Origin of the sequence: Limisphaera sp. VF-2, assembly GCF_049537125.1 — a bacterium.
In the GTDB taxonomy this organism is placed as follows: Bacteria; Verrucomicrobiota; Verrucomicrobiia; order Limisphaerales; family Limisphaeraceae; genus Limisphaera.
The window spans coordinates 439,853-459,554 of record NZ_JBMVQY010000004.1 but is presented as its reverse complement, the minus strand read 5'-3'; the positions used below and the strand labels follow the sequence as shown (position 1 = coordinate 459,554).

10 protein-coding genes are annotated in these 19,702 nt (G+C 65.3%); 6 read left to right on the top strand and 4 right to left on the bottom strand.

Going from position 1 to position 19,702, the window contains the following annotated elements:
* Positions 1–364 precede the first annotated feature (364 nt).
* The 6 genes from ACPDIT_RS13510 to ACPDIT_RS13485 all read left to right on the top strand — a co-directional run bounded on the left by ACPDIT_RS13510 (position 365) and on the right by ACPDIT_RS13485 (position 14,208).
* A complete protein-coding gene (locus tag ACPDIT_RS13510; RefSeq protein ID WP_423444315.1) occupies positions 365–3,559 on the top strand; it encodes an autotransporter-associated beta strand repeat-containing protein in 3,195 nt (1,064 codons plus the stop codon).
* Between the two features lie 56 nt (positions 3,560–3,615).
* Positions 3,616–4,386: a PEP-CTERM sorting domain-containing protein gene (locus ACPDIT_RS13505; RefSeq protein ID WP_423444313.1), complete on the top strand. Its 771-nt coding sequence runs from the start codon at positions 3,616–3,618 to the stop codon at positions 4,384–4,386.
* Positions 4,387–4,787: 401 nt separating this feature from the next.
* On the top strand, positions 4,788–7,652 hold the full coding sequence (locus ACPDIT_RS13500) for a hypothetical protein (protein ID WP_423444311.1): 2,865 nt from the start codon (positions 4,788–4,790) through the stop codon (positions 7,650–7,652).
* Positions 7,653–7,812: 160 nt separating this feature from the next.
* Positions 7,813–11,142: a glycosyl hydrolase gene (locus ACPDIT_RS13495; protein ID WP_423444309.1), complete on the top strand. Its 3,330-nt coding sequence runs from the start codon at positions 7,813–7,815 to the stop codon at positions 11,140–11,142.
* 1,094 nt (positions 11,143–12,236) lie between these two features.
* On the top strand, positions 12,237–13,319 hold the full coding sequence (locus ACPDIT_RS13490; RefSeq protein WP_423444307.1) for a prepilin-type N-terminal cleavage/methylation domain-containing protein: 1,083 nt from the start codon (positions 12,237–12,239) through the stop codon (positions 13,317–13,319).
* A gap of 88 nt (positions 13,320–13,407) precedes the next feature.
* Positions 13,408–14,208 (top strand): helical backbone metal receptor, encoded by an 801-nt coding sequence (locus tag ACPDIT_RS13485; RefSeq protein ID WP_423444306.1) that lies wholly within the window; start codon positions 13,408–13,410, stop codon positions 14,206–14,208.
* 210 nt (positions 14,209–14,418) lie between these two features.
* On the opposite strand, the gene recG is transcribed toward ACPDIT_RS13485, so the two are convergent.
* The 4 genes from recG to ACPDIT_RS13465 form a co-directional block, all read right to left on the bottom strand.
* Complete coding sequence (gene recG / locus ACPDIT_RS13480) at positions 14,419–16,503, bottom strand: ATP-dependent DNA helicase RecG (protein ID WP_423444304.1); 2,085 nt, start codon at positions 16,501–16,503, stop codon at positions 14,419–14,421.
* Between the two features lie 188 nt (positions 16,504–16,691).
* Positions 16,692–17,639 (bottom strand): ABC transporter permease, encoded by a 948-nt coding sequence (locus ACPDIT_RS13475; protein ID WP_423444302.1) that lies wholly within the window; start codon positions 17,637–17,639, stop codon positions 16,692–16,694.
* Positions 17,640–17,642: 3 nt separating this feature from the next.
* Positions 17,643–18,386, bottom strand: coding sequence for an ABC transporter ATP-binding protein (locus tag ACPDIT_RS13470; protein WP_423444300.1), 744 nt, complete (start codon positions 18,384–18,386; stop codon positions 17,643–17,645).
* 1 nt (position 18,387) lies between these two features.
* Complete coding sequence (locus tag ACPDIT_RS13465) at positions 18,388–19,596, bottom strand: NEW3 domain-containing protein (RefSeq protein WP_423444298.1); 1,209 nt, start codon at positions 19,594–19,596, stop codon at positions 18,388–18,390.
* Positions 19,597–19,702: the final 106 nt, after the last annotated feature.

The following is a 19,702-nucleotide window of genomic DNA, read 5'->3' as shown; positions in this document are numbered from 1 at the left end:
GAGCCGCCGTTCCCGTCCCGCTTGAAATCCCGGAACTTTGCCTCTGAGCCGTGCCGGGCACTTGACGCGAACTTGCCGGCTCGCGGACATCGACGGATTCCGGAACCTTGCTCGGTCTTTGGGGCACCGTGAGCGCCAACGCCGGGGACTCGTCCAGAACCTCACCCAGCCGGTGCCTCGCAGCCCGCGCCGCCCGAATAGCCTCACCCGATTGGGGGATGGGCAGTCCCGCTGGCGGACATTAGAGTGGCACCGCGAAAGAGCGAATGGGACGTCGAGAGGAGCGACGACTGCGTTGGCCGGCCCCAGAGGGCGCGGCGAGGGACGCAGGCAGGTGGCGCTCCCAGGCAGTGAACCCATGGGCATGAAGCGCTACAATTTTGGGTGGCCAGCCTCCCTGGCCGCGTTGATCGCGGGGACCTCGATGGTTCCGGCCGTCATTGTCGGTCCCTACTCCCCGGATGCGCATACGTTGCATCTCTGGCACTTCGACGAGCCGGCTCCACCCATCACCAACGCCGTGGCGGGCGGCCTGGAGCTCACCGTTCTCGGGGGCGGCGCCGTGCTCACCAACCTTTCGTACCCCGGCTTCGGGGGTTCCCTCAACACCTTCGATGGCGGACCGAACGCCACGGCGGGGACCGACCGGGACGCCTACGCCGCCCCGCGCACGCTGGTCAATGGCACCGCCGACAATGTCTCGCTCACCTACGCCGATCCGGCAAGCGGGGCGTTCACCCTCGAAGCGCTGGTGCGCATCGACTTCGATCCCTCCCTCAATTACGGACCGGTCGCCAGCGGCGGCAACGGGCGCGCCGCGCCCATGCAAATCGTCACGGCCGAAGACGAAGCCAACGCCGGCCGTGTCTTTCAGTTCCGGATCGTCCCCATTGGCGTGATCAACAACAACCCTTACGTGTACCTCGAGTTCATCAATGTCCACCAGGCCGCTCCCCCTATCGAAAACATCACCGTACCCATCCCCACGGAAGGGCCCGACGCCATCCAACAGGGCCAGTGGTACCACGTGGCCGTCACGTATGACGGCAACGAGAACACCCCGGACAACCTCAAGTTCTACTGGACTCGCATGGACCCAAATCGCACCGAGGCCAACCTCATCGGTACCTGGGCCATGCAAAACGACCTGCCCGTGGCCGCCACCGATTTCGTGGTGGGCAACATCGGACGCAACCCTTCCCAGAACAATTTTGTGGGGCTGATCGACGAGGTCCGCATCAGCAGCATCGCCCGACCGGCCAATGGCATGATGTTCGCACCCGCGCCGCCGATTGTCGTCAGCCAGCCGCAGCCCCAAACCCTGGCCGTCGGTCAATCCTTCACGCTGGCCGCGGCAGCCAGCGGTCAGTTGCCCCTGGCTTATCAGTGGGAACGCAACGGACAGCCCATCCCCGGCGCCACGCAGGAGGTGCTCCACGTCGACAGCGCCACGCTCGCAGACGACGGTCTCTACCGGCTCCGGGTCACCAACGTGGCCGGCGTCGCCTACAGCGATCCCGTGCGCGTCCAGGTCCGGACACCGGCAGACCTCGTCTGGGCACCGGCGGTAAGCTGGACGTGGAATTCCACGGACCCCAACTGGGACAGCAACGGCGATCGCCAGGCCGACACGACCTTCACCGGAGGCGACCGCGTGACGTTCGATGACACGGGTGTCCACGCCCCCGTCGTGTACCTCGAGGGAGTGCTCAACCCCAGCCGCATCACCGTGCAAACCTCCTCCGAGTATCAGTTCACCATGCTGGGCTCCGCGGCGTTGGTGAACAAACTCACCCTGGTGAAGGCCGGCCCCGGAACGCTGACGTTGGACGTGGACGGCAGCTGGAGCGGGCCCACCCTCGTGGCAGAGGGCACCCTGCAAATCGGCGCCGGCAGCAGCCGCGGCAGCCTCGGCCGTGGTCCCGTTACGAATCAAGCGACCCTCGTGTTCAACCGCACCGGGACCCTCAACCTCCCTGACTCCATCTGGGGACCCGGCCACCTGATCAACAGCAACACCGGAACGATTCGTCTGCTGGGCACGAACGGTCTGACACCCGAGGCCCACGTGGTGATCGATCGCGGAGCCATCGTGTTCGGCCCCGCCGCCCTGGGCTCGGTGACCAACATTGTCGCCCGTCCCTTCGGGCCCCTGTTGGGCACGCAATTCGCCCTCACCGGAGGCGCCGTGGTGGGATCCAACGTCACCATTCATCTTGCCTCGACCAACTGGAGCGACGGCATCAGCACCTACGATTGGCGCTCCAGCATCTTTGCCGAGGCCGGCTCGAACATCGTCCACGCCCATCTCCGCCTGAGCGGCAACAGTGCCATCTTCCTCGCCGCGGAGGCCGGCGCCTGGCTGGAAGTGGACGGCCCGGTCAGCGGCCCGGACTTTACCTACCAGTTCGCCATGCGCGGCAACGGACAGGGACTCCTGCGGAGCGTGGTGACGTTGCCCCAGGGTGCCCTGGCCAAAACCGATGGCGGCGTGTGGACCGTGGCCGGGGACGGCAGTGCCAGCACCTACCTCTACACGCTGATCGTGGGCGGCCGCCTTGCCCTCGGAAACGACAACGCCTTGAATCCCAACGCCTACCTGCGTCTCGGAAACGGGGTCTTCGACCTCGCCGGGTTCAACCAAACCGTGTCCGGTCTCAGCAACGAGACCTCCGGCGTCCGTCTGATCGCCAGTAGCAGCACCAACCGCGATTCCGTCCTGACGATCACCACGGACCGGTCCTGGATCTTCGACGGCCAGATCGCCGACAGCACTGCCGGTGGCACCCGCACCGTCGGACTGACCTTTCGCGGCAGCGCCAACGCCGCACTCACTCTCAGCGCAACCAATCCCTACAGCGGTCCGACCCGCATCGAGGCCGGCCGCCTGATCCTCACGGGCGCAGCCGACCTGCCCAACACTGCGTCCCTGTGGATCGGTTCCAACGCTGTCCTCGATGTGAGCACGCGCACCGACGGCGCCTTCGTCCTCTCTCCGCGCCAAACCCTGCGCGGTGAGGGTCGCTTCTTCGTCGTTGGCTCCCTGACGAACCTCGGCACCATCGAACTGCGCATCCGCAAGGCGGGAGCCGCCCTTGCCCACGACCGCCTGGCCGGTCTGCAGCATCTCCAGCTGGGTGGAACGTTGCGGCTGGTGCTCTCCGGGGATCCCCTGGCCCCGGGCGACGTTCTTCCGTTGTTCGAAGCCCGAACCCTGACCGGCGCCTTCCAAACCATCGAACCGCCCGCGCCCGGCCCCGGCCTGGCCTGGGATTTGGAAAACCTTGGCGTCAACGGCTCGCTGCGCGTCGTGGCCACAGAGCTCCGCGTGCCCACGATCTCGCGTGTGGAATTCGGCGGGGCGCAACTGGTCCTGCGCGGCCAGCAGGGTCCTCCCGAGGCCCCTTATACGTTGCTTGCCACGACCAACCTCGCCCTGCCGTTGTTCCAATGGACCCCGGTGACCACCGGACAGTTTGGCCGCGACGGTTCGTTCGAAATTGTCCTGCCCGTGCAGCCCGAGCCGTCGCAACGCTATTTCCGGCTGCGGGTGCCTTGACGCAGCCGGCACAGCAGAGCAACCCACGAAGGCAACCCGGAACAGCGAAGATACACATGAAACGAATCCTCCTCACCACCGTGTTGGGTGCGGGCCTGGCAACCGCCTGCGCCCAGACGGTCATCTACAACCATTCCTTCAGCGGCTCCGGAGGGCCCTTGCATGGAACGCCGGAGACCGTCAGCGGTACGCCGTGGCAGGCGGGCAACCTGTTCCTCGACAACGGCGTGGTTCTAACCCTGGTGGCAGGCTCGGCCAACGGTCAGGCCGCATGGCTCCCGTTCAGTCCCGCCGACGGCCTCATCTACACTGCCACGGCCACCATCTTGAATCCCCAGCCCAACTGGATCGCCTTCGGCTTCATGCCGGCCACACCCCCGGCAGGCCTGAGCTGGTCGGATACGAGCTTCCAAGTGCGCCACTCCAATAACGGCGCCTATCTGTGGGGGTTGACGCGCAACAATCCCACTCAGCCCGACCAACAAGCCTTCGTCGGTCCCAACACCACGGGGGGACTGAGCAACTTCAACGGCGATTTGGTCGACTCCACCCAGCCGGTGGAGATCAAAATCGTCCTCGACACCACCGCGCCCACGTGGACCGCGGAGTTTTTCCTCAACGGCGTGTCGCGCCAGGTCGTCAACGTGCCTGATGCCGCGAAAACCGCCATCGGCGGCATCGGCTTCAGTCGGGAGCGCAACGCCACGGACAACCCCGGCGGCCAGATCCAATCGTTCAGCCTGACCGTCGTCCCCGAACCGGCCACGGGCGCTCTCTTGCTCACCGGCTTGCTGGGACTCTGGCTGATCCGTCGGCGCGAGGCGTGATCCCCCGGATCGTCGCCCTCTGGAGGCGTGAAGACGGCCGTCAAGGCGCCCCGCCAGATTCCAACGGTTCTTTGGCTCCCCGCACTCATGAAGTCGGCGGCGGAGCCTCCTGCGGCGGGCCCTTGGCGGCCGGTGCTTTGTTGATTCAGGGCGACAAGAGACCCGGGCACTGCGGCAATTCTCGAGAGCCGCTTGTCCGCCGCGGCTCTGTGTGGGAATCCCGTGTAGTTCACTCCGGCATTTCTGGCTCGGGCTCCGTTCCCCGCGCACCACGGCCGGGCTCCCTGTCCGCCTCCGTTCAGGTCAGCCGATCCCACCTCGCGCAGACACCTCGCCCCGGGGTCTCAACCCCGCCGGCAAGTCCCTGGCCGCTTCCATTCCCCATACCGCTCCGCAGCCACATGCCGGGTTGTTTGTCCACGGTTTCTCCCACCCGCAGGTTCCTGACCACCGCGTTGGTGTATCTACCCCTCCTGACCCTGCTGAATGCGCATCCGCTGTACCTGGAGGCTCTTGAAGATTTCGAACGCCACGCCGAGACCCTTTGGCGGAATGCAACGCACACGGGCCGCCCACCGGACTCGGGCTACTGGGGCGATGGGAACAGCACCGGCAACGGCGGGATTCGCGGTTCATGTGGCATCGCCGTGGCCTACGCCACCCTGGTCTATGCCCAACCCTCGGCCCCGCAAAACAGCAACCGCCTGGACAAACTCCGCCGCGCCCTCAATTACGCCGCGAACACCCATCTGACCGGAAGTTATGTCGCCCGCGACGGACGTCGCTGGGGTCGTGGTTGGCAGACCGCAGAGTGGGCCGCGTCGATGGGCCTGGCCTGCCTGTTGGTCCAGGCTCGCCTGCCCGGCGATACCGTGGCGGCCGTGCAGCGGGTCGTGGCCGATGAGGCCGACCACCGTGCCGGAATTCCCCCCGCCACCGGTTACATCAGCGACACCAAATCGGAGGAGAACGGGTGGAACAGTAACATCCTTGCCCTCGGGGCGGCCTGGCTGAGCGAACACAGCAATGCCCCCGTTTGGCTGGAAGCAGCCCGTCGTTATCTGGTCAACACGTACACCATCGCCGATACCAACAACAATCCGCTAAGCCCCTGGATTACCACCGTTACGCTCTACCCGAGTTACGCCCTGGAAAACCACGGTTTCTTCCACCCCACCTATCAAATGGTCGGCGGCATGTCCCTGGGCGATTCCCTCTTGATGGCCCGACTGGCGGCTCCCGCGATCGCCCGCGAGCTTCAACCCTTCGCCGAACATAATGTCAGGGCCGTCTGGACCAATATCCTGGCGCCCCTGCTGCTCCACTCGGGAGATTTTGCATATCCGGCCGGTTTGGACTGGGAGCTGCATGATTTCGAGCACAACAGCTATCTGGCCTGGCTGGCCGCCCACTTTCGCGATCCGCTGGCCCGGTGGGCCCACGAACGCGTGGCGCGACTGGTCCGGTACCGCCAGATCATCAACGGGGACGGTCAATTCGTGGGGCCCAGCGGTGGGGGGTTCTATCGCGAAGCGGTCGAGGCCCGGCGGACCGCCATCGCGTGGCTCCACGCACAATTCGACGAGGATCCCAGCGGGGCGGCAGTGCCTCCCGGGGAAGCGTTCCTTCACAACCCGGACGTCCAGGTCATCCATCTGCGCGCGGCGCGCGGTTCTTTCTCCATCAGCTACAAGTCGGGACGCATCATGGCGGTGGTGGAGCCCGCCGCCCGGGACGTTCCCACCAACGCCTTCGTGGCCACCCCGCGGCTGCCCGGCCTGATCGGCCTGGGTGCACTGGGGCCGCCCACCGCGGCGCGACTGCTGTCACTGAGCCAACCGGAACACGGATTCGACGCCGAACTTGCCCTGACCAACGGAAGCATGGGCTGGACCCACGTACGGGTGCGTTGCGATGGTGAAAGCTTCGCCGTCCTCGAGGTACCGCACCCGACCAGTGGCGCTGGCGCCCCTCCGGCCCCCAGTTTCATCTGTGGCATCGAAAACGACCCGCTGACCGGAGGCGTGCGATTGTTGAACTGGGCTTCCGGCACCGGCTTGGTGACGAACCGGTCCGGCCTCCTGGTCCGGGCGACGAATGCCTGGATCAGTGTGTCGGATTGGTACGGGCTGATCGCGGGCCCGGAAGGTTGGTTCGAGTACCAGGCCGCCTCGAATTACAACATCCTCGGGGCCGCCGAGGATCAGTTGCGGTTTTTTCCCGCTGATCCCCTCGGCGCGCGCTATGCCATCTGGTTCCCCGCTCGCACAACCGCCGAGTTGCAAGTTCTGGCCGCGCAGGTCGAATGGTCGCTGAGCAATGGTACGGCCCGTCTCGCATGGCCGGCGCCGGATGGCTCCCGGCACCATCTTGAACTTGCCGTGCCACAAGCCCCGCGCTACCCGCCGTATTCGGTCCGACCTGACTGGATCCGGGCCTCTTCTACGCAGGGAGTCTATGGGGTCGAACGGGTGTTGGACGGTGATCCCGGCAGTTTTTGGGTTTCGCTCTACGGTCTCACCAACCGGATCGAGTGGATCTGGGTGGCCTGGTCCCGACCCGTTGCATTGTCGGACATCACGCTCGTGCCCCGACCCGACAATGGCGGATATGGTCCCAGCCAGGTCCAATTGCTGTTGAACGTGTCTCAACTGCCTTCTCCGGGCAGTCCGCCCCTCACGGGAGAAATCGCTTACGAGGGTCCGGTGCCACCCACCAGCGAGCTGTATCTTCGCCTCCCCTCCCCGCTGACCGCCACCAATGCACTCTGGCTGATTCTCGGTGCTTACGACCGCGGCAGCACCAACGCTCCGCGGAACGTCCAGATCAGTGAGCTCATCTTCCGGGAACGCGCCCGTCCGGGAACCTACGCCGACTGGGCCCTGCGCAACTTCTCAGCGGCGCCGGAACCGGCAGCCGACGCGCTCGGCCCCACCGCAGATCCGGACCGGGATGGAGCCGTCAACCTCTTGGAGTTCATCCTGGGCACGGATCCCCGGGTCCCGGAACCGCCTCCGGCGAGCCCGGTCGCCGGGGATCTCTCATCCACTCATGTCCACTGGTTGCTCCGGGAGTCTTCCGCTCTCGCAGGAGTCTCCCGGCGCTTTGAGTCGTCCCCTGATCTGCACGCCTGGTCCCCGGTGGAGCCGACTTCGATCCGCCTGCTGCAACGCACAAATGGCCTGGACCTTTGGGAAGCGACTTTTCCCGTGGAAACAAGCCCGAGATACTTCCGCCTGCAGTATGAACTTACCGAGGAACGCTGAGGCGGGCCGCTGCCCGCGTCGGGACTCCCGGGGACGCTGTGTCCTTCGACCGACGCTGTCTGCACACGCCAGAGAACAGCGCCCTCCGCACCGAGGGCCCGGGTTGAGATTGGGTCGCATCGCGGTTCGGCTCGGACTGGCGCTGCTTTTCTGTAGCCTGTTGCGGCCCTTAGCCGCCGGGCACGATCTACCCGATCCCCTCGAGGCCGGATTCGACGCGCCACCTCCGGAAGCGCGCCTCCGTGCCTACTGGTGGTGGCTGAACGGCAATGTCACCAAAGAAGCCATCACCCGCGACCTGGAGGAAATGAAAGCCAAGGGGTTCGGCGGTGCAATCCTTTGCGACGCCGACGGTTCCAATCAGGACGGCAACGCCCGCGTGCCGCATGGACCTACCTTTCTTTCCCCCGCGTGGCTGGAATTATACCGACATACGCTGGACGAAGCCGCCCGGCTCGGACTCGAAATCAGCCTCAACATCCAGAGCGGTTGGAACCTCGGAGGTCCCATGGTGCCACCTGACGATGCCCCCAAGAAAGTCGTTTGGAGCTTCACGCGGCTCACCGGACCTACGAATGGCATCTTTGCCCTGCCTCGACCCGAGGCCCGTGATGGTTACTACCGGGATCTCTACGTCCTGGCTTATCCGGTCCGACCGCCCCCGCCCCACTTGCCCATCCTGCACACCGTCCGCAGCAGCTCGGCCCAAGTCGACCATCCCCCGAGCCTCGCCGTGGACGACGACCCCGAAACCTTCTGGGTCTCGGGCGGGGAGAGCCCGGGCGACGGCCCGCGGCCCGACCGCCCGGAATGGATCGAGTTGGAATTCGACCGCCCCGTGGACGTGCAACAACTGGCCCTCCGGCCTCGTCCGCGTTACGGACCTGCCGAACTCGAGCTGTCGGTTTCGGACGATGGCACCCAATTTCGCCCCGTGCATCGCGCCCCCGTCTCCGGCACCCGTGAAACCACCCTGCGTTTCCCCTCCGTCACCGGCAGGGTGTATCGCGTCACCTTCTATCGATCGCGGGACCCCCGCTTCCCCGGAGCGGCGCGCAACGTACAAGTGGCCGAGATCAAATTGGCCGGCGGGCAGGGCGAGTGGCCCGCCTTGAACCGCATCTCGCGCCCCTTGCGAAACTGGGCCCAGAAAGCCATGCACCGTACTCTGGAGCCTTTCTCCGCTCCCGAATCACGTCCCCTCTTCGAAGAATGGCCCGCCCGCCCGGACGAAGCAGATCTGCGCACAGCCGATGTCCGCGACCTTACTTCAGCCCTCGACTCCCAGGGGCCTCTCCACTGGGAGGTGCCGCCCGGTCCATGGGAAGTCCTTCGCCTCGGCTGTACCCTGAACGACCACTGTTATGTCTCCACCTGCAGTGAAGGTTGGGAGGGTTACGCTCTCGACCCCTTCGACGCGGGTGCCTTCCAGCGTTACTGGGACCTGGTGGTGGAGAAGCTCCTCGAGCATGCCGGGCCCCACAAGGGCCGGACCCTCAAGTATCTTCATACCGACAGCTGGGAAGTGGAGGTCGCCAATTGGACCCCGACGCTGCCGCAGGAGTTTCAACGCCGCCGCGGCTACGATCCAAAACCGTGGCTGCCCGTCCTCGCGGGCCGGATCGTCAACAGCCGCGAAGAAAGCAACCGCTTCCTGCATGACTTCCGACGGACCTTCGGGGACCTGGCCATCGACCACCACTACCGTCTGTTCCGTGACCGCGCTCATCGCCACGGACTCCTGATTCACCCCGAAAGCGGCGGCCCCCATGCGGTGCCCATCGACGCCCAACAATGCCTGGGTTTCAACGACGCTCCCATGAGCGAGTTCTGGGCCTGGTCGTGGCGCCATCGCGTGGGCGACGCCAACCGCTTCTTCGTCAAGCAGCCCGCCTCCGCCGCCCACACCTACGGTCGCAAACTCGTCATGGCCGAAGGGTTCACCACCATCGGTCCGCACTGGCAGGAAACCCTGTGGGACAACCTCAAACCGACCTTCGACAAGGCTTGTACGGAGGGACTCAACCTCCTGGTCTGGCATGCCTTCGTTTGTTCACCGGAGAGCGAGGGCATCCCGGGCCAGCAATACTTCGCCGGCACCCACCTCAACCCCCTGGTAACCTGGTGGTCCAAATCCCGACCGTTTTTCGACTATATCAACCGCTGCCAGTTCCTGCTCCAGCAGGGGTGGTTCGTGGCCGACGTTGCCTTTTATTACGGGGATCACGTGCCCAACTTTGCCCAACTCAAGAGCAGCGATCCCGCCGGTATCCTGCCGGGATACGACTACGACGTCGTGACCGCGGAAGTCCTGTTGCAGCGCATGGAGGTCCGTGACGGCCGATTCGTGCTGCCGGATGGGATGAGTTATCGTGTCCTCGTCCTGCGGGATCTCGGCGTGATCTCCCCTCCGGTCCTGCGGCGGTTGCGCGACTTCGTCCGGGCCGGCGGCATCGTCGTTGGACGCCGTCCTGTCAGCCCCGGTACACTCACGGATTACCCCGCTTGCGACGAGGAATTCGGCCGTCTGGTGGAAGAACTCTGGGGCCCTGCAGACGCGCCGCCGCCCGAGATCACCCCCCGGGGGACGGTCCCGCGCCGCGTCATCGCAGACCGGGGAGCCCGGGCGGTGCTCGCCGCCCTCGGGGTACCCCCGGACTTCGAGTGGAAGCCCCTCGACACCAACAACGTCGCCGATCTGGACTACATCCATCGCCAGACCGAGCAGGCCGACATCTACTTTGTCGCGCACCGGGGCACCAATGCGACTCGCGTTCTGGCCACCTTCCGTGTGGCGGGGAAGGTTCCCGAGCTTTGGGATCCGGTCACGGGGGAGCGCCGCCGTGCCACGGACTATCACATCGGCGACGGCCGCACGACCCTGCCCCTGTCGTTTGCCCCCTGCGGCTCCTGGTTCATCGTGTTCCGACATCCGGCAAAGCTGCATCCCCCGACAGGCCGGCCGAACGAGCCGGAGTTTCATCCCGTTCTCGCCATCGAGGGACCGTGGACGGTTCATTTCGACCCTGCGTGGTCCTCGGTCTCGAACCTCGTTCTAACCAATCTGATTTGCTGGACCGAGCATCCCCATCCAGACATCCGATATTACTCGGGCACGGCACGCTACGAGACCCGTTTCGTCTGGACACCGGATCGACGGCCGCCCGCCACCGAGATCTGGCTGGACCTGGGCGATCTGAGGGAACTGGCCGAAGTCCGCCTCAACGGCCGGGCCTGCGGCATTGTCTGGACACCGCCTTTTCGCGTGCAGGTGGATCCGGCGCTTCGCGCAGGGGAGAATCACCTGGAGATCGAGGTGGTCAATTTCTGGCCCAATCGATTGATCGGGGACACCGGCCTGCCGCCCGAACAACGGCGAACCCGAACAAACATCCGAAAGTTCACCCCCGAAACCCCGCTGATGCGCTCCGGCCTCTTCGGACCCGTGCAGCTGCTGATTGCCGGGCCTGACCCCGCTCCCGACCGGTAACATCCCGCCGCCTCTTCGAATCCTCACCCGGCCATGTGGGCACGCACCCGCGCCACCTAAACAGCGAGATTGCGTCCATCTCTCCGGCTGCAGGTTCTGACGCAGGCGGCTTTGTCGGGGATCTCTGACGAGGGCACTGACGACGTTGTCCCTTCGAAAAGGCGCCGGGCAGATCAAAGCCTTGTCCCAGGCGCCCCTGGGACAAGGGGCCCTGGGCAGCAAGTTGTGAGTGCAAGCTGTGTAGTCTCCGGGAATGGTGCCCCCAGGCACTTCACTCCCCAGCAGATCTCTGAAAGAGGCCGGTCCAACCCTGGCAGCTTCCCTTGCGGGCGAAAGTCGCGAGCCCACGATGCCGCCCCGACCCTGGCTACACGGGGATCGCGAGCTCAATATCAAGTAGCCGCCGACGAAAACCGCCGAATTTCCATACAGCAGCGCCTGCCGGAACTTGGTCGGCCAGCCCACCATCGACCGGGTGGCCGCGTGGTCACGTTCCGGGACACGGACCGTATTCCGATTCCGGCTCCGCCACCTCGCGGTAGCGGCTGCCAACCCTCAATCCGTAGCCGCCGACGGAAGTCGGCGGATCTCCTGAGAGCGGCCGCAGACAGAGGTCCTCGGACTTGCCCACTGTCCATCCCGCTGCCTTGCCGTTCATCACAGAGGGTCCGAGCCCGATTCCAGATTCCCGGTCCGCCACCTTGCAGGGGCCAACCGACCTCAAATCCGTGGCCGCCCCGGGACCGGCGGAAAATCTTCCGCGGACCTTCCAGCGCGTGTCCGCACGGCTGGGCGACCTGCCAGGCTTTGCGAAATCCGAGGGCTGGAGCCATCGTGGACTTGCGAGAGGCACGGATGACCAGCGGAGGATTTCGTCCACAGCGATGCGTTTTCTTGGCTGGCCTGCAGGGAGACCACGCGCGCTTCACACGCTGCCGGCAGGCAAACGCCGCACGAGGGCCCGGGCAGGATCTTGAGGATCGTGTCGGCCCGGCCAATTCGAGGTGTTGAAGCTCGTCGATTGCGCTACTTTCCCAGTCGTGGTAGGTCGCGGGTACCAGGGACACTCAATCGCGCCAAAGCCGTCGCAGCCGATGGGAACGGCCAGCACGGGTGTGCCGAAGTTCCGTTGCGGGATCAGTCGCCCACGCAGCGATTCCGATGTCTGCCAGCACGAAGAGGGCCGAGACCGGGCCGTGTTCCGAACGGGCTCGAAGGGTCCGACCACGCTGCGCCCGGTGCCGAAATGCTCGCCAGGTCCTGAACTCGATAAGATCCCAGGCCGCGTCCCCGTGGGTGGGTCTCACGGTGCGATCTCTTCCCGCGAACCGGATTTGAGACCTCTCTACCCGCCCCGCGACCTGCGACGGAGCGTCAGCAGAAAGCCGGTCGCAGCCGACCCCGGTGGGCCTGGGTGGTCCACTCGGCCGCAACGGCCCCCGCCTGCGTCAGCGGGGTTCTCCCTCGTCGAGCTCCTGGTCGTGATGGTCATTTTGGGGATCCTGGCGGGGATTCTGTTGCCCGCCCTGGCTCGCAGCCGGCAGCTGGGCAAGCGCACGCAATGTCTGAGCCAGCTGCGGCAATTGGCCGTGGCCGCGCAAATGTACACCGATACCTACGCCGGCTTTTTCCCGCCTGCCTACTCCTATGAAGTCCGCGAGGGTCTCCCCTGTGCGGTGGCATGGGACTTGACCACGGTCATGAGTGATCCACCGCGCGTGGTCCCGGGCACCCTGTGGGATGGCCAGGGCAACCCGCAGATCCAACAGTGCCCTGAGTATCGCGGCCCCGCCAATTGGGCCGTGGACCCTTACACAGGTTACAACTACAACACCAGCTATCTCGGTCATGGCCAATTCGAATCCGTGCCCGAACCGGCCCGATTGGCCGCCGTGAAGCAGCCGGCGGCCACGGCGATGTTCGGCGACGGACAATACGCCGGAGGAGCCAACAAATTCATGCGCGCTCCCTGGCCCAACCCCGGCGATGCGGAATTCCGCGGGCGCTGGGCGGGCACCCAGGGCTACCGACACGCGAACCGAAGCAACACCGCATTTGTGGACGGACATGTGGAAAGCCTGCAGCGGCGTTTTATCGAGAACCAGGACGGAGCCCTCATGGTGGCACCGGGCACGGGCTTTTTGTCCCCTGACAATTCCCTGTACGACCTGGAATGAGGCGTAAACGTTCTTCCGCACTTGAAGCGCCCCGCAATCATCAGGAAGGCAGAGTGGATGAGAATTCCGGACAAATGACTTCGCCGAGATGAACCGACACCGACCGGAACGGATTGTGTGCCTCAGTGCCGAGGCTGCAGACTGGCTTGCCCGCATCGGGGCATGGGACCGTGTCGTTGGTGTAAGCGCGTTTTTCCAGTGCCCGGATGGGCTCCCCCCGAAGCCGCGCGTCGGAGGGTTCAGCTCGGCAAATGTGGAGGCGGTGCTGGCGCTGCGACCGGACCTGGTCGTTCTGTTCTCGGACGTGCAGGCGGATCTCGCCGCGCGCCTCATCCGGTGCGGTTGCACCGTCCATGTGACCAACCCCCGTACCCTGACGGACGTGGAGCAAACCCTCGCCACCCTGACACGCCTGGTCGACGGCGGGGAGCGGGGCATGGCGTGCCTGGAGGAGTTCCGCCGACGCATGCAACCGTACCCGCCCCTGCCACGTCGCGTCCGTGTGTACTTCGAAGAGTGGGACGAACCTCCCATCTCCGGCATTGCATGGATCAGCGAAATGATCGAGCGAGCCGGAGGTGAGGATGTGTTCGCCGGATTCCGGAGCCGCGGCCGCGCATCCGACCGGACCGTGGAGCTGCGGCAAATCCAGGCCGCCGATCCCGAGCTCATTCTGGCCAGTTGGTGCGGCAAGCCCACCTCGGTGGATCGCATTCTGACGCGGCCCGGTTGGGAAACGGTCGCCGCCGTGCAGCACCGGGCCGTGCATGCCGTCCCACCCGAGATCTTTCTGCAACCCGGATATCGGCTGGTCGAAGGTTACACGCTGTTGCGCCGTTTGCTGGAGGCAACCGTCGGGGACCCGAAGAGTTCAAGGGACCCGGATTAACCGACCCAGATCGCCTGGGTGCGGTCTCGCGAACCTTGGATTCCCGGGCTTCCAGAGTGCAGCGTGCACTCGCCGCTCCGCCTCTGAACCGCCTACGTTGTTCGCACCCCTCCGGATCGGCCCCTCGCCGGGGTGGCGCACAGTCGCTGCAAAGCCCCATCCCAGCGGCGCGTCCCGACAATCGACACCCCGCGCACACCACAGCCGACCTCAAGAACCCACCGAATTGCGCGTGGCACTCGGTTCCTGATCCGATCGCGGCGCCCCTTCCCGCACGATTCGCCGTGCAGCCTCGATGAGGGCATGGTCGCGAACCAGATCGCCAAAACGCAGGCGCGGCATCCCGCTTTGTTGCTGGCCCAGCAACTCCCCCGGGCCACGCAGTTGCAAATCAGCCTCCGCGATGGCAAAGCCGTCCCGGGTTTCCTCCAGCACGCGCAGTCGTGCCCGTGCCTCGGGCGTGCGGGCGTCGGACACCAGGATGCATTCCCCCGGTTGCGCTCCGCGGCCGACCCGCCCCCGCAATTGATGCAGTTGCGCCAGCCCAAAGGTCTCGGCGCTGAGGATGACCATCACGGTGGCCCGCGGCACATCCACCCCCACTTCGATCACCGGCGTGCTCACCAGGACCGAGATCGCTCCGGTGCGAAAGGCCTCCATGACCTGCTCCTTTTGCCGCGCCGGCAGACGACCGTGAAGCAGGGCCACCGGGTACGGTCGCAAGGCCTGCTGGACCCGCGCGAATTCTTTCTCCACCGCTCGCACGACACCCGCGTCGGTGTCCTCCACACGCGGGCAGACCACGTAGGCCTGCCGACCCGCCGCCAGCTCGGCCCGCACCCGCGCCCACACCTCCGGAAGCTGCGCCGACGATCGCACGCAGGTGCGCACGGGTTTGCGCCCGGGCGGAAGTTGGTCCAGCAACGACACGTCCAGATCCCCATAGAGCGTCAGAGCCAGGGTGCGCGGGATGGGCGTCGCCGTCATGACCAGCAGATGTGGGTGCCGGCCCTTCCGCACGAGGGTCTCGCGCTGGGTGACGCCGAACTTGTGTTGTTCGTCGATGATGACGAGACCCAGGCGGGGCAGAGAGACCTCGCCGGTCAGCAGCGCATGGGTGCCGACGTAAAGGGCGGCGAGCTCGCCGGGCTCGCCCTGCGGGGCACCCGACGCCGATCGCCGCGCAGACCCTTCGACCGGCAAGGGTTCGATTTTGCGGCTTCCGGTCCGCAACCAGACAGGCACTCCCAACGGACCGAACCACTGCTGAAACACGCTGTAATGCTGCTCGGCCAAAATCTCGGTGGGCGCCATGAGGGCCACCGAGTAACCGCTCTCGATCGCCATGAGAGCCGCACAAGCAGCCACCACCGTCTTGCCGCTGCCCACGTCTCCTTGCAACAACCGGCGCATGGGCCAGGGCCCGCCCAGGTCGCGCCGGATCTCCCGCAGGACGCGGGTCTGGGCCTCGGTCAAGCGGAATCCGAGCCGGGCCAGAAACGGTTTGATCAGGCGATTCCGATCCCCGGCACAGGGAAGCGCCGTGGCCACCCGTTCGAATCGACGGCGCCGCTCCCACAGGGCCTGCTGCAGGGGAACGAACTCGTCCAGCGCCAGCCGCTGCCTGGCCCATTCCGCCTGCTCCAGCGTGTCCGGGAAATGGAGCCAGCGCAGGGCCTGGGCACGGGTGGGCAGATGCTGCAGTTCCGCGGGGAGTTGCGACCGTGGCCAGGGGTCGGCCACTGCCTCGCCGTACTGCGCCAGCGTGCGCCAAATCAGCGCGCGCAACCAGCGTTGCGGCAGCCCCTCCGTCAGAGGGTAGACCGGCGTCAGCCGGTCGAAATGAATGAACGCCTCGGCGTCTCCTTCGATGACCTCGGTCTCCGGATGATCCATCGCAGGGGGCCGGAGCGCGCGCACCTTGCCGTACACCACCACCTCGTCCCCCACGCGAAAGTACCGTTCCATGAAGGGCGAGTTCCACCACCGACAGTACAACCGGCCGGTTTCGTCCTCCAAAACGACCTCGAAGAGCGAACGCGTCCTTCTCCGGAAGGTCTTGAGTCCCATGGCGATCACGCGCCCCCGCGTCAGCGCCGCCTCGCCCACCTGCAACTGGCCAATGGGCCGGAAGTGCCGGCGATCCTCGTACCGACGTGGCCGATGCAGCAAAAGGTCCTCGACCGTCCGAATCCCGAGGCGTGCCAATTGTTCGGCCCGTTCCCGGCCCACGCCCCGCAACTCGGTCACGGGGAACGCCAGGGGCCCGGCAGGCTCCGATGTCTTCGCATCCATCGGCTCCGCACCTTACGAGACGGCTCCACGCCCCTCAACGGCAAAGCCGGCGAGGGGACGCCCGGAGTCGAAGACAGGCCGCGAGAAGGTCCTCCGCCAGGCGGTCCGGCCCCGCACGGGCACGACACCCGGGGGTCGCGATGAAGGGCCCGGGTTCGAGTGGGAAACTCTCCCGGACTCGCCCGGTCCTAGACGGTTCGAATCTCCTGCCGCAAGAAGGTGACGTACCCGATCCCGAAGCAGATCAGGGTCAGAGCCATCATCAGGACAATATGCGGCCAGACGATGAACATGGACTGGTCCAGCGGCAGAGGACCCCGAAAGCGCTCCAAGGAGAATGCCTCCATCGGCGTGATCACCAGCAGGGATCCGGCACTTCGCTGGAAGGGATCCAGAATGGGACCCGTGGCTTCTCCGTAAAGGACCACCGGAGATACCAGGCTGAACGCATGCGCCAGGCGGTCGTTGGCCACCACCTGTTCCACGTCCCGCCGATTGTACACGGGCCGCAGGGTGTCCGCTGCCATGTCGGCGACGAAGCCCATGAAAAAGGAGAAAAAGATCCACAGCGCCACCGAGGCCAGCGCCGACGTGGCCAGGGAGCGGAACACGATGGAGAACAGAATCGCCAATCCCAGCCAGAAGGAGATATACGCGATGCTGATGATGAGATACACGGCCAGCCGCGCGATCTCCTCCCAACCCGGCACCACCCCCAGGGTTACCAGCCCCATCCCGGTCAACAACAACAGCAGGCTCACCATGACCAGCGTCACCGTGATCACGCCGGCTAGAAACTTCCCGTTGATCACCGCGTCCCGAAAGATCGGCTGCGACAAGAGCTTGCCCAGGGTTCGCAAGTGCCGTTCCCGATTGATGGCGTCAAAGCCCATGATGATCCCCAACAACGGCCCGAAAAACGCGACGAACTGTACGAGCGAGAAAAACTTCCCCGGGGTGGTGAACATCATCAGGAATACGTGGGAGGACTTGGGAAACCCCTCGAGCGCCTTGTGCACATTTTCCACAGCCATGTAGGCGGCCACCAGCGCCACCATGAAGATCAGGCAGAACAGCAGCAGGAAACGGGTGGAACTAAAATGGTCCGCCAGTTCCTTGCGGCAGATGGTCCACATGGCTCAGGCCTCCTTGAAGTAACGCATGTAAATCTCTTCCAGAACCGGGCGCCCGCTGTCGGCGCCCTTGCGCCGGGCCAGTTCCTCGATGGTCCCCAGGGCGACCAGGCGACCCTTGATCATGATGCCGACCCGGTGGCAAATCCGCTGCACCTGATCCAGCAGGTGCGACGAAAGCATCACCGTGATGCCCCGGGACCGGTTCAGATCCCGGATCAAATCCAGCATCTTGTTGGTTCCGTCGGGGTCCAGTCCCAGAGTCGGTTCGTCGAGAATCAGCAACCGCGGGTCCTTGACCAGGAGCTCCGCGATCCCCAGCCGTTGCCGCATGCCCCGGGAATAAGCCCCCACCAGCTTGTCCCCTTCGTCGGCCAGGCCCACCGTCCGGAGCGCCGATTCGATTTTTCCCGTGGCCTCGGGTTCAGGGATGCCGTTCAAGTCGGCGATGTAACGGAGGTTCTCCCGCCCGGTGAGGTCATCGTAAAAGCCGACATTTTCCGGTAAATACCCGACCTGGCGCTTGATCGGCAGGGGATCGCGCACCGGGTCGTAGCCCAACACGCGCGCAGAGCCCGCGCTGGGTTCGGTCAGGCCCAGCAACATCAGGATGGTGGTCGTCTTTCCCGCGCCGTTGGGGCCGAGAAAGCCGAAGATCTCGCCCTCCTGCACCTCGAGATCGAGCTGCTCGACGGCGGTTTGGCGGCCGTACCGTCGGGTCAGGCCCTGCGTCTGGATGATCGCAGCCATGTCACCGGCGGCCCAAATAGTGAAACGTCACACCCAGGCCCGCCACCACCAGCACGATGATGGCCAGGCCCACCCAGCCCCATGTGGCTCCCGCCCGGATGGTGACCCGGAATTCCAGGTCGCGATTGACCCGTTCCCCATCGATGGCCAGGCTGACCGAGTAATCGCCCACCAGGGCCTGCTCGGCCGGGGTGATGCTGACCTCCACCTGTTTGACCTCGCCCGGTTGCACATTCTCCAGCTTCTCCGGGGAGAACTCGACCTTCCAATTCTCCGGCTTGAAAGATTGAAAACTGATCTCCCGCTGCGGCGCCGAACCGGTGTTCTGGACCAGCAACGTGGCAGTGGTCTTTTTCCCCCGCTCGGTGACCAGCGAGAGCAGCCCGCTCGGCGTGCCGACCTTGAGATCGTAGGTGCCCGTCAACACCACCTTCAGATCCTTCTCGGCTCGCGCCCGACCCGCCTCCACCTCCACCTTGAAATCGTACTCGCCCGCCTGGGCCCGATAGGGCGGGGTCACCTCGAACTCGATCGACCGACTCGAACCGGCATTGATCTGCAACGAGGTGATCTGCTTGGATTCGTAGGCGGGCCGGAAGGAGGTCTGCCAGCCCTGGGGCGCCGTGGCCCGGAAGTTGAACACTGCGTCCTGACCGGTCTCGTTTCGCACATCCAGCGAGAACTGGAATTTGTCGCCGCTGGAGCCCCGCAGCGTGGGATACGAGGTTTCCAACGTGATGCGCTCCGGGCCATGCTCGCCCGAGCTGACGGTAACCACCAGCGACGATTCCCGCACCAGGGCGTTGTCCGGAGTATGAGCCCGGATGGCAAAACGGTACGTCCCCTCCGGAAGCCGCTTGAGGTTCCGGTCCTTCGGACGAGCCGTGAAGGTCAGCGTTTGATCCTCTCCCGAGGGCAGGAAAACACCGGTCACGGCCGTGCCGTAGCGGCGAATCTCCACGTTCCAGTCCGCCGGTTGCTCGGTCACCTCCAACAACACCGTCTCGTCACTGCGGCCGCGGTTTTTCAACCGCACGTCCACGTTGAGGCTGTCCTCCGGACTGAGCCGCACACCCGGATATTGAAACGCCGCTGTGAAATATCGTTCCGGCAGGTCATTGGTGCTGGTGGCAGCCAGAAGCGGGTCGGCACCCGACCCCAGCCACCCCAGCAACCCCACCATCCAACAAAGCTTGGTCACGCGCTTCATAATCCTCCACTTTGGTCCTCCGGTTGGGTCGAAGCGTTCAAACAACCGCAGCTTCCGTCCGGGGCCGCGCCGGCTCGGACAGACTGGACTGGCCTTGTAGGCAGGC

What these genes read in the sequence shown, in the direction of transcription:
- ACPDIT_RS13500 (WP_423444311.1), top strand. Translation starts at nt 4,788, where the DNA reads ATGCCGGGTTGTTTGTCCACGGTTTCTCCCACCCGCAGGTTCCTGACC.
- ACPDIT_RS13470 (WP_423444300.1), bottom strand. Translation starts at nt 18,386, where the DNA reads ATGGCTGCGATCATCCAGACGCAGGGCCTGACCCGACGGTACGGCCGC.
- ACPDIT_RS13505 (WP_423444313.1), top strand. Translation starts at nt 3,616, where the DNA reads ATGAAACGAATCCTCCTCACCACCGTGTTGGGTGCGGGCCTGGCAACC.
- ACPDIT_RS13490 (WP_423444307.1), top strand. Translation starts at nt 12,237, where the DNA reads ATGGGAACGGCCAGCACGGGTGTGCCGAAGTTCCGTTGCGGGATCAGT.
- ACPDIT_RS13465 (WP_423444298.1), bottom strand. Translation starts at nt 19,596, where the DNA reads ATGAAGCGCGTGACCAAGCTTTGTTGGATGGTGGGGTTGCTGGGGTGG.
- ACPDIT_RS13475 (WP_423444302.1), bottom strand. Translation starts at nt 17,639, where the DNA reads ATGTGGACCATCTGCCGCAAGGAACTGGCGGACCATTTTAGTTCCACC.
- recG (WP_423444304.1), bottom strand. Translation starts at nt 16,503, where the DNA reads ATGGATGCGAAGACATCGGAGCCTGCCGGGCCCCTGGCGTTCCCCGTG.
- ACPDIT_RS13510 (WP_423444315.1), top strand. Translation starts at nt 365, where the DNA reads ATGAAGCGCTACAATTTTGGGTGGCCAGCCTCCCTGGCCGCGTTGATC.
- ACPDIT_RS13485 (WP_423444306.1), top strand. Translation starts at nt 13,408, where the DNA reads ATGAACCGACACCGACCGGAACGGATTGTGTGCCTCAGTGCCGAGGCT.